Origin of the sequence: Actinoallomurus acaciae, assembly GCF_042429965.1 — a bacterium.
Classification (GTDB): Bacteria; Actinomycetota; Actinomycetes; order Streptosporangiales; family Streptosporangiaceae; genus Actinoallomurus; species Actinoallomurus acaciae.
In genome coordinates this window covers 1-9,685 of sequence record NZ_JBHLZP010000313.1, presented here as the reverse complement: position 1 = coordinate 9,685, position 9,685 = coordinate 1, and the positions used below count along the sequence as shown (strand labels likewise).

Sequence of the window (9,685 nt, the reverse complement as noted above, 5' to 3'; positions counted from 1 at the left end):
GCCCGTGCGCGAGGGCGTCGTCGAACCCGGCCGCCAGCTCGAGGGCCTCCTCGGCGCCGTCCGGCGCCGCGCCGAGCAGCTCGGCGAGCTGGACACCGAGCATCACCGGACCTCCGCGGACACGGCCGGGAACCAGTGCATCTCGGCGATCGGCGCCGTGCCGCCGGGCAGCTCGAGGTAGGCCAGGTGCCGCAGGAAGCGGCTGAACACCCCGGCCGCCGGCGCGGCCTCACGCGTGCCGTCCAGGCGGCTCATCAGGTCGTCGTCGCCGCCGGCCTCGACGCGCAGGTAGCGGGCGACGCGGTCGAGGCCGTACTGCAGCACGGCCTCGTCGGCGAGCGCCCGCAGGTGTTTGCAGGGGGCGGAGCCCGACAGCCCGCCGCACGGGCGGTTGTTGTTGGTGCTGCAGCTGAACCCGTGGGTGGCGGCGCTGATCGAGGAGACGTAGACGCGGGCGAGGTCCGAACCGCTCGACACGACGCCCTGCAGCCGTCCGTCCGCCAGTTCGACGAAGGGGACCTTGACCAGCTTGCGGGGGCGTACGGGCCGCACGACCGGCTCGGCGCTGCGCCGCTCCCAGGCGGCTGTTTCGATCATGAACGGAAGCTATCGAAGGGCCCCGACAGTTCCGCGTGACGCGCTGCGCGCGCACGCGCTCCAGCGACGGAAGGACCGGACGGCGCGCACGGGGGGCGCCGATCCGCATGAGTCGTCTCCTTCCGTTTCGATACCGGGACGGCGAGGTGGGGATTCCGATGGGTACGATCGGTGCCCGTTCGTCGCGGTACAAGGGGAGACATGGTCGACGGATCGCCGACTGCCGGGGACGTCGGCGCCGAGCACGCCCGGGCCGGGGAAGAGCCGACGCTGACGCTGAGGTACGTTCCGGAGCTCGACGACATCGTCGAGCTCCTGGCCGTGTCGCCCGCGCGGCGGCGCCGGCGGAGGCGGGCGGTCCGGTACGCGGTCATCAGCACGGTGCTGCTGTGCTGTGTGCTGTGGCTGAACGCCGCCGAGCGAATGTCCGGCGCGGCGCCGGCCACGCTGTTCTGCGCGCTGATCGCGGGAACGTACCTGCTGAGAGCCCTGGCGTTCTACTCGCGCCGGGGCCTGTGCCGCCGGGCGCGCGACGCCTGGCACCGCTCGCCGGTGTTGCGCCAGGCGCACGAGGAGAGGCTCACCCCGGAGAGCCTCACGCTGCGCACGGACGGGATGACCCAGATCTTCGCCTGGTCGCGGTTCGCCGCGTTCGTGGAGACCGACCGGCAGTTCGTCCTCATGGACCGCGAGGGAGAACCCTCGATCGCCCTTCCCAAGCGGGGCCTGCCCGACCCGTCGCTCGTCCCGGTCTGCCGCGACCTCCTCACGGACCGTCTGGAGGACGCCCGGCCGCGTCCCGGAGGGACGGTAGCCTCCTGCGGGTGACCGATGAGGTGGATGGAGACGGCCCGGCCGAGACGCGTCCGCACAACTTCGTCGCGCCGGAGATCTACTATGCGGGGCTCCCCGCCGTGTACGTGGCGGCCGGAGCCCTGATCACCGACCCCGCCGGGCGCGTCCTGCTGGTCAAGCCCCACTATCTCGACCACTGGCTGCTGCCCGGCGGCACGGCCGACGAGGGCGAGCCGCCCGAGGTCACCTGCGCCCGCGAGGTGAAGGAGGAGATCGGCCTCGACCTGCCGGTCGGGCCGCTGCTGCTCGTCGGCTGGGCGCCCGCGCGTGCTCCGCGGCCCCGGCCCATCCTGACCTTCATCTTCGACGGTGGCGAGCTCGACGAGCCCGAGCGGATCCGGCTGCAGGAGGACGAGCTGGACGACCACGCCTTCCTCCCGCCGGACCAGGCCCGTCGCCTGCTCGGCCGGGTCGGGCACCGGCTCGGGCCCGCGCTGCACGCCCGCGAGACGAAGATTCCGCACTACCTGTCCGAAGCCTGAGTGCCCTGATCCGGCGCGGGAAGTAGCCTTGATACGTGCCCCATTCCACGTCAAACCCGGCGTCGGACTTCGCGTCGCCGACGGCCCTCAGCGAGGCCCTCGAGGCACACGCGTACCTGTCCGACGAGGGTCTCGCCACGGCCTGCTTCCTCGGCCTGCGCATGCGCCGGCCGCTGTTCCTGGAGGGGGAGGCGGGCGTCGGCAAGACAGAGCTGGCCAAGACGCTCGCCGCCGTCCTGGACGTCCCACTGATCCGGCTGCAGTGCTACGAGGGCCTGGACGCCGCGCAGGCCCTGTACGACTGGGACTTCCCCCGGCAGCTGCTGCACCTGCGCGCCGCCGAGGCGGCCGGGGTCACGGACGTCCAGCGTCTTGAGTCGGAGCTGTACGACCGGCGCTTCCTCGTCTCGCGCCCCCTGCTCCAGGCGCTGGAGACCTCGACGGAGGAGCGGCCGAGCGTCCTGCTCGTCGACGAGATCGACCGGGCCGACGACGAGTTCGAGGCCTTCCTCCTCGAGGTGCTGAGCGACTTCACGATCTCCGTCCCCGAGCTCGGCACGATCAGCGCGCGGCGGCCCCCCGTGGTCGTCGTCACCTCCAACCGCACCCGCGAGGTGCACGACGCGCTCAAGCGCCGCTGCCTGTACCACTGGCTGGACCATCCCGCCTTCGAACGCGAGGTGGCGATCATCCGCCGCAGGCTGCCGGACGCGACCGAGACCCTCGTACGGCAGGTGGCGGGCGCCGCGGGCCGGCTGCGGCGGCTCGACCTGCTGAAGGCGCCGGGCATCGCGGAGAGCCTCGACTGGACCGAGGCGCTCGTCGCCCTCGGCGCGCGCGACCTGGACCCGGAGACGGCCGCCGTGACGCTCGGCACCGTGCTGAAGTATCGCGAGGACACCGAACGCGTCGTCCAGGGCGGCATCGAAGCGCTGTTCAACGGAGGCTGACCGTGTCCCGGGACGTGGTCGAGACGCTCACCGGCTTCGCCCGTACGCTCCGGGCGGCGGGCGTCGGCGCCGACCCCGAGCGGGTCCAGGCGATGATCGCCGCGGTGGGCCACCTCGACGTGCTCGATCCGGGTGACGTCTACTGGGCCGGGCGGCTGACCATGTGCGCGGACCCGGCCGACCTGCCGCGCTATGACCGGTGCTTCGCCGCGTACTTCACCGGCGGCACGCCCCCGGTGATCCGTACCGCGCCGCCGCCGGTCACCGTCATCCGGCCGGCCGCCACCCCGGGCACGGCCGAGGGCGGCGACGAGTCCGACGACGTCTCCCTGGCGACCGCCAGCGAGATCGAGGTCCTGCGGTCGCGTGACGTGGCCCGGCTCAGCGCCGCCGAGCGCGCCGAGGTCCACCGGCTGGTCGCCCTGCTCGACGACGTCTCCGCCCGGCGCCGGTCGCGGCGCTTCACCGCGCGCCACCGCGGCCGCCTCGACCAGCACCGTACGGTCCGCTCCATCCTGCGGCGCGGCGGGGAGATCTCCGGCCTGCGCTACCGCACCCACCGCACCCGGCCCCGGCGCGTGGTGCTGATCGTCGACGTGAGCGGCTCGATGAGCCCGTACGCCGACGTGCTCCTGCGCTTCGCCCACGCCGCCGTCCGCTCCGCGCCGCGGACGACGGAGGTCTTCAGCACGGGTACCCGGCTGACCCGGGTCACGCGGGAGCTGCGCCACCGCGAGCCGGACACCGCGATGCGGGCGGTGTCGGCGGCCATCCCGGACTGGAGCGGCGGCACGCGGCTGGGGGAGGAGCTGAAGGAGTTCCTCGACCGCTTCGGGCAGCGCGGCATGGCCCGTGGCGCGATCGTCGTCATCGCCTCCGACGGCTGGGAACGCGGCGACCCGTCGCTGCTCGGCGAGCAGATGGCGCGGCTGCGCCGGCTCGCGCACCGGGTGGTGTGGTCCAACCCGCACAGGGCCCAGCCGGGCTACGAACCGCTCACCGGAGGGATGCTCGCGGCGCTTCCGTATGTTGACCACTTCGTGGCCGGTCACAGCCTGGCCGCGCTGGAAGAACTGGCAGGGGTGATCGGAAATGCGTGACGTCCTCGCCGATATCGGCAAGTGGTACCACGGGGGAGGGACGTTCGGGCTGGCGACCGTCGTGAACACCTTTCGCAGCGCTCCACGCCCCGCCGGAGCCGCGATGGCCGTCTCCGGCGACGGTGAGGTCGTGGGCAGCGTGTCCGGCGGCTGCGTCGAGGGCGCGGTGTACGAGCTGGCCCAGGAGGTCGTGGAGTCGGGCCGGCCGGTCGTGCAGCGGTACGGCGTCAGCGACGACGACGCCTTCGCCGTCGGGCTGACCTGCGGCGGCATCCTCGACATCCTCGTCGAGCCGATCAGCCCGCAGACGTTCCCGCTGTTCGGCGAGGTGGTCGCCTCCATCGAACGCCACGAACCCGTCGCGATCGCCACCGTGATCGAGGGTCCCGGCGAGATCGGCGCCCGGCGGATCGTGTGGCCGGACCGCGCGGAGGGCTCGCTCGGCGTCGAGCGGCTGGACGAGGCCGTGGACGACGACGTGCGCGGCATGCTCGCCCAGGGCACCACCGGCATCCGCCGGTACGGCCGCAACGGCGAACGCCGGCTGGACGAGCTGGGCGTGTTCGTCCACTCGTTCGCCCCGCCGCCGCGCATGCTGGTGTTCGGCGCGATCGACTTCGCCGCCGCGGTCGCCCGGATCGGCAAGTTCCTCGGCTACCACGTGACCGTGTGCGACGCCCGCCCGGTCTTCGCGACCGCCAAGCGGTTCCCCGAGGCCGACGAGGTCGTGGTGAAGTGGCCGCACAAGTTCCTCACCGAGGCCGAGACGGACGTGGACGAGCGCACGGTGATCTGCGTGCTGACCCACGACCCGAAGTTCGACGTGCCGCTGCTGGAGGTGGCGCTGCGCACCCGCGCCGGCTACGTGGGCGCGATGGGCTCCCGCCGCACCCACGACGACCGCCTCGAACGCCTCCGTGAGGCGGGTGTGACGGAAGAGGAGATCGGCCGCCTCCGCTCGCCGATCGGCCTCGACCTGGGCGCGCGGACCCCGGAGGAGACCGCCGTCTCGATCGCGGCCGAGCTGATCCAGCTCCGCTGGGGCGGCACCGGCCATGCCCTCAGCGACACGGCGGGCCGCATCCACGGCGCCTGACGGGGCCCGGAGAGACCGCCCGGAACTCCGTGCCGGGCGGTCCCTGGCCGTGGAGACGGCCTGGTGTCACCTGCGGGTGGTACCGGCCTCGGCGAGGTTGACGATCGCCTCGGCGGCCCGGAAGTACTTGTTGTGTCCCATGTCGGCGATGGTCTTGATGCCGAACGCCTTGTGCAGCGCCTCCGCGTCGGCGTCGCTGACCCCGCGGATGGCCGCGACGGGCGCGTCGCAGAGGCCCTCCAGATCGGTGTTCTCGTAGGCCTTGTCCAGTAGCTTGTCCAGTTCTGCGGTGACTGCCATGTTCGTGCACCTCCATCTGTCATCTGTGTCAGCTGTGACCGGGAGTGCGTTTCACGCCCCTTGTAGGCCCTTCCCTGATATGTCCGGCTTGGCACGTGATCGTGGCTCCGCCCGGCGATGATCAGCGATTCGGCCGGTCGCCGGGGCGGGACCTGGATACGCTGTTCGAGCATGGAGACCAGGCATGCGGGAGCGCCCGCGGGGCTGTTGCTCGCCGCGGGAGAGGGGAGCAGGCTCGGTACGCCGAAGGCGCTCGTCGAGATCGGCGGGACGCGCCTGGTGGACCGGGGCGTGCGGATGCTGCACGAGGCCGGCTGTACGCCGATCGTCGTGATCACCGGCGCGGCGCGGGTGGACGTCGCGGGCGCCGTCGTGGTGCACAACCCCGAATGGCGCACCGGGATGGGCTCCTCGCTGCGCACCGGGCTGTCCGCGCTCGCGCCCGACTGCCCGGCCGTCGTGATCGCCCTGGTCGACCAGCCCGACGTCACCGCGGCGGCCGTACGGCGGCTGCGGGCGGCGTACGAGACCGGGGCGCGGGTCGCGGTGGCGACCTACGGCGGCCGTCCGCGCAACCCGGTCCTGATCGCCCACGAATACTTCGAGGAGGCCTCCGCACACGCGAGGGGCGACGTGGGGGCGCGTGAGTTCCTGCGCGCCCGGTCCGACATCGTCGTTCCGGTCGCCTGCGACGACGTCGCGGATCCCAGCGACATCGACACGCCCGAGGATCTTCAAAGGTACGGCGGCTCCCGGTGACAACCGACCACGGTGCTCGCGCGTCTTCCACACGCCGGGGGCTCTGTGGCGTAAGTGACGAACAACGGTGCTGGGGAACCGTGGGAAGGCGCGCGATGAGCAATTGGTCGGAAGAGCCCGGCTACCACTGGGTCACGCACAACGACAGCGCGGCGAGCCACCTCGCCAAGGCGGCCGAGGCGATGGGCACGCCCGTGCCCGATGTCGCGAAGGCCCAGGTTCACGCCACGATGGCGCAGGCGGAGGCCACGATGGTCGTGGTGCACACGCTGCGCGACATCATGGGCCGCATGTACGAGCAGACGGTCGCGGTGGAGAACCTCCGCCGGACGATCGCCGGGCTCGACGGCGCCGAGGACGACACCGTCGACACGATGATCTTCGGGCGCGAGGCGGGCCTCAGCCGGGAAGCGTGACGGCGTCGGCGTCGATCGCGCCGCAGTCGACCGCGCGCCGCAGCCGCGCGGTCAGCGCCTTGATGGTCGCCGGCTCGTCGAGCACGCCGTCCGCCCGGCCGTCGGCGCCCCCGGCCTCGTTCCACGCGCGGACCCGCTCGATGGCGTCGTCCAGCCCGTTCAGGTGGTAGGCGTAGACGGTGGCGAACCGGCTGGCCAGGTGCGCCGCGTGCAGGTCCCAGCCCTGGTTGTAGCCGTGCAGCAGGGAGTAGCGCACCAGGGCGGAGTGCCGGCGCCACGCCTTGTGGACGTCGGCCGTCTCGTCGCCCGCCGGGACGATGTTGGTCGAGCCGTCCGACAGGCGCACGCCCGTGCCGGCCAGCGTGACCTGCATGACGTGCCGGGCGTACTCGCAGGACGGGTGGTCCAGCCGCTGCTCCGACGGCGGCAGGCCCAGCGCCGCCGTGTAGTCGTAGACGCCGAAGTGCGCGGCGCTCAGCCGGCCGCCGGCGGCCTCGACGATCGCGGGCAGGCCGGTGACCGACTCGGGCGTCTCGACCTGGATCTCGAAGCGCAGCATGTTCTCCGGCAGCCCGATCTCGTCCTCGAACCGGGACAGGAACTCGGTGAAGATCTTCACGTGGTCTGCGGAGATGATCTTCGGGAACGTCACCACGAAGCCGCCCGGCAGCTTGCCGAGGCGTTCGGCGAGCCCGGTGAGGAACCCGTCCAGGGTGCGCATCGACCGCGCGTGCCCGCCGTCCGCGAACGACCGGACCCGCAGCCCCCAGTAGTAGGGCAGCCGCCGCGTCTCGTACGCCCGCGCGACCTCCTCGACGGCCGTCGCGACGTGCGCGTCCTCCTCTTCGTCGTCGCGTACGCCGTAGCCGTCCTCGAAGTCGATCCGCACGTCCTCGACCGGGGCGCGGGAGAGCTTGGCGGCGACCCGGTCGCGTACCGTCTCGGTCAGCGACGGCTCGACGCCGAACGCGGCGGTCATCGTGGACGGGTCCGCGGCGTGGGCGTCGAGCAGCCTCAGCGCCTCCGTGCCCATGTCACCGGCGGTCTCCGCGGTGAAACGGTCCGCGGGCACGTACACCGTGTGCACCGGCTGGCGGTCCGCCGGCTCGCCGGGGCGGCGGCGTTCGTGCTCGGCGCGCACCTCCTCGACGCGAGCGTTCAGATCGTCGAGCGAGGACAGAGTCAACTTCACCGCGGTTTCCCTCCCAGAGATGCTGCGGCCCACGTTACCGACCGAAACCGCCTCGAGACGGGCGATCACGTACGGCCGTCAGCCCGCGATGACGCCCCACACGCCGGAGGTCTCCTCACCGGGCCTGAGCGCGATGAGGTCGACGCCGGTGACGAAGGAGTTCGGCGGGCAGGTCATCGGCTCGGCGCCGAGGCCGGTGCGCCGCGTCTCGTCGGTCACGTCGTCGCGGGTGTAGATCTCCAGCCACGGGTGTCCCGCGCCGGCCCACAGCGACACGGCGCGCTCGCCGTCGCTGAGCCGCACCCACGCGCGGCCGTCGCCGTCGCGGACCAGGGCGGTGTAGGGGTGGTTGATCGCGGTGCCGCCGAGACGCCGCGGCGCGCGGAAGTCATGCGGCGTGCCCGCGACGTCCCGCAGGCCGCCGACGGGGATGGAGCGCAGGTCGGTCTCCAGGTAACGCTCGGCGGTGACGAGCAGCTCGCACTCGTCCAGCGGCCGCCCGAGCGTGAGGTAGGGATGCGCCCCGTGCCCGTACGGCGCGACGCGTGAGCCGGCGTTGCGCGCCGACTGGCGCACCGTCAGCCCGCCGCCGGCGTCGAGGGCGTACTCCACGGTGAGGTCGAGGCGGAACGGATAGCCCGAGTATCCGAGCAGCCGGTGCGTGAGGGACACGCGGTCTCGTTCGTGCCCGGCGACCCGCCAGGACGCGAACCGGACGAGCCCGTGGATCGCGTTGTCCAGCTCGCGCTCGTTGATCGGCAGCGCGTGGTCCTCGCCGTCGAAGGAGTAGCGGCCGTGGTCGATGCGGTTGGGCCAGGGCGCGAGCAGCTGCCCGGCGGCGGCCGGCGGTGGTTCGTCGGGGCCGTGGGAGAGGATCAGCGGCCGGTCGTCGCAGGTGAGCGCGCGCAGGCCGGCGCCCTGCTCGGTCACGACGGCCGTGTAGGGCCCGGCGGAGATCTCGTACTGGTCACCCGAGAGCGTCATGGTGTGATTGTCGCCTGCTCGGCCAGAGCGCGCACGGCCTGGGTGAACACCTCGGCCGGCGGGGACACCAGGCCGGCGCCCACCTGCCCGGTGCCGGCGACGCGTCCGGCGATGCCGGTGTTGACGACCGGCAGCAGACCGGTACGGACGACCTTGGTGACGTCGATGCCCACCGGTGTGCCGCGAAAGTCCAGGATCGGCACCTGGAAGGCCGGGTGTTCGGCCAGCGTGATCTCATACATCCGCTGGGTCGCGGTGAGCGCGTCGGGCACCTCGCCGCCGATGAACCGCACGATCGCCGGCGCCGCCGCCATGGCGAACCCGCCCACTCCGGTCGTCTCGGTGATGGTCGAGTCGCCGATGTCGGGGTTGGCGTCGGCCGGGCCGTACGCGCCCAGGTAGAGCCCGTCGGGCACGCCGGCCGGCCCGGTGAACCAGCGGTCGCCCGTACCGGAGACCTGGACGCCGAAGTCGGTGCCGTTGCGGGCCATCGCCACGACCATCGACGAGCCGGGCACCCCGCGGGCGGCGTCCGCGCTCACCTTGCCCGCGGCCATGGCCAGGTTGAGGAAGAAGTGGTCGTTGCCGGCCGCGAACCGCAGCGCCTCCGCGGCGCCCGCCTCGGCCAGGTCGCCCGCCAGCTCGCGCACGAACAGGGAGGTCGCCGCGCGGTTGCGGTTGTGCAGCTCGTCGCCCATGTGCAGCGCCTGCGCCATGATCGCGCGCAGGTCGACGGGGCCGTGCGCCCGCACGGCGTCGCGCAGCGCCGGGCCGAGGTCGCCGGCCATCCACCGCAGCCGCTCGATCACCTCCGGTCCGTACGCCCCGTAGCGCAGCACCTTGCCGAGCCCCTCGTTGAGCGAGCAGTACGCGGTGCCGCCGCCCTCGGCGTCCTCGACCACGAACATCCACATCGCCGGGCTGACCACGCCCGCCATCGGGCCGACCGTGCGG

12 protein-coding genes are annotated in these 9,685 nt (G+C 72.8%); 7 read left to right on the top strand and 5 right to left on the bottom strand.

Features of this window, described 5'->3' with window-relative positions; all coding sequences use genetic code 11:
- Positions 1-102: 102 nt before the first annotated feature.
- Positions 103-597: a hypothetical protein gene (locus tag ACFFNX_RS32010; protein ID WP_378209607.1), complete on the bottom strand. Its 495-nt coding sequence runs from the start codon at positions 595-597 to the stop codon at positions 103-105.
- 201 nt (positions 598-798) lie between these two features.
- Between ACFFNX_RS32010 and ACFFNX_RS32005 the strand changes: the two genes are divergently transcribed.
- Genes ACFFNX_RS32005 through ACFFNX_RS31985 form a run of 5 tightly spaced genes read left to right on the top strand, consistent with a single transcriptional unit; the run spans position 799 to position 5,080 of the window.
- On the top strand, positions 799-1,425 hold the full coding sequence (locus ACFFNX_RS32005; RefSeq protein ID WP_378209606.1) for a YcxB family protein: 627 nt from the start codon (positions 799-801) through the stop codon (positions 1,423-1,425).
- Positions 1,422-1,934 carry an NUDIX domain-containing protein gene (locus tag ACFFNX_RS32000; protein ID WP_378209605.1) on the top strand — a complete coding sequence of 171 codons (513 nt, stop codon included), beginning with the start codon at positions 1,422-1,424 and terminating at the stop codon, positions 1,932-1,934. The genes ACFFNX_RS32005 and ACFFNX_RS32000 overlap by 4 nt, the downstream gene beginning before the upstream one ends.
- 35 nt (positions 1,935-1,969) lie before the next feature.
- Positions 1,970-2,884 (top strand): AAA family ATPase, encoded by a 915-nt coding sequence (locus tag ACFFNX_RS31995; protein ID WP_378209604.1) that lies wholly within the window; start codon positions 1,970-1,972, stop codon positions 2,882-2,884.
- A gap of 2 nt (positions 2,885-2,886) precedes the next feature.
- Complete coding sequence (locus ACFFNX_RS31990) at positions 2,887-3,984, top strand: vWA domain-containing protein (RefSeq protein ID WP_378209603.1); 1,098 nt, start codon at positions 2,887-2,889, stop codon at positions 3,982-3,984.
- On the top strand, positions 3,977-5,080 hold the full coding sequence (locus ACFFNX_RS31985) for an XdhC family protein (protein ID WP_378209602.1): 1,104 nt from the start codon (positions 3,977-3,979) through the stop codon (positions 5,078-5,080). The genes ACFFNX_RS31990 and ACFFNX_RS31985 overlap by 8 nt, the downstream gene beginning before the upstream one ends.
- Positions 5,081-5,146: 66 nt before the next feature.
- On the opposite strand, the gene ACFFNX_RS31980 is transcribed toward ACFFNX_RS31985, so the two are convergent.
- Positions 5,147-5,380, bottom strand: coding sequence for a hypothetical protein (locus tag ACFFNX_RS31980; protein ID WP_378209601.1), 234 nt, complete (start codon positions 5,378-5,380; stop codon positions 5,147-5,149).
- A gap of 171 nt (positions 5,381-5,551) precedes the next feature.
- Here ACFFNX_RS31980 and ACFFNX_RS31975 point away from each other — a divergent pair, with 171 nt between their 5' ends.
- Entirely contained in the window at positions 5,552-6,139 is a 588-nt protein-coding gene (locus ACFFNX_RS31975) for a nucleotidyltransferase family protein (protein ID WP_378209600.1), read from the top strand.
- 95 nt (positions 6,140-6,234) lie between these two features.
- Positions 6,235-6,555, top strand: coding sequence for a hypothetical protein (locus ACFFNX_RS31970; protein ID WP_378209599.1), 321 nt, complete (start codon positions 6,235-6,237; stop codon positions 6,553-6,555).
- On the opposite strand, the gene ACFFNX_RS31965 is transcribed toward ACFFNX_RS31970, so the two are convergent.
- The 3 genes from ACFFNX_RS31965 to ACFFNX_RS31955 form a co-directional block, all read right to left on the bottom strand.
- Entirely contained in the window at positions 6,539-7,747 is a 1,209-nt protein-coding gene (locus ACFFNX_RS31965; protein WP_378209598.1) for a DUF6986 family protein, read from the bottom strand. The two genes, ACFFNX_RS31970 and ACFFNX_RS31965, sit on opposite strands and share 17 nt — an antisense overlap.
- A gap of 78 nt (positions 7,748-7,825) precedes the next feature.
- Complete coding sequence (locus ACFFNX_RS31960; protein WP_378209597.1) at positions 7,826-8,731, bottom strand: aldose 1-epimerase family protein; 906 nt, start codon at positions 8,729-8,731, stop codon at positions 7,826-7,828.
- The coding region (locus tag ACFFNX_RS31955) for a YlbE family protein (protein ID WP_378209596.1) at positions 8,728-9,685 on the bottom strand (958 nt) is incomplete at its 5' end. The genes ACFFNX_RS31955 and ACFFNX_RS31960, both read right to left, overlap by 4 nt.

Coding starts and splice junctions, on each gene's coding strand:
- ACFFNX_RS32010 (WP_378209607.1), bottom strand. CDS start 597: ATGATCGAAACAGCCGCCTGGGAGCGGCGCAGCGCCGAGCCGGTCGTG.
- ACFFNX_RS32005 (WP_378209606.1), top strand. CDS start 799: ATGGTCGACGGATCGCCGACTGCCGGGGACGTCGGCGCCGAGCACGCC.
- ACFFNX_RS31985 (WP_378209602.1), top strand. CDS start 3,977: ATGCGTGACGTCCTCGCCGATATCGGCAAGTGGTACCACGGGGGAGGG.
- ACFFNX_RS31980 (WP_378209601.1), bottom strand. CDS start 5,380: ATGGCAGTCACCGCAGAACTGGACAAGCTACTGGACAAGGCCTACGAG.
- ACFFNX_RS31975 (WP_378209600.1), top strand. CDS start 5,552: ATGGAGACCAGGCATGCGGGAGCGCCCGCGGGGCTGTTGCTCGCCGCG.
- ACFFNX_RS31970 (WP_378209599.1), top strand. CDS start 6,235: ATGAGCAATTGGTCGGAAGAGCCCGGCTACCACTGGGTCACGCACAAC.
- ACFFNX_RS31960 (WP_378209597.1), bottom strand. CDS start 8,731: ATGACGCTCTCGGGTGACCAGTACGAGATCTCCGCCGGGCCCTACACG.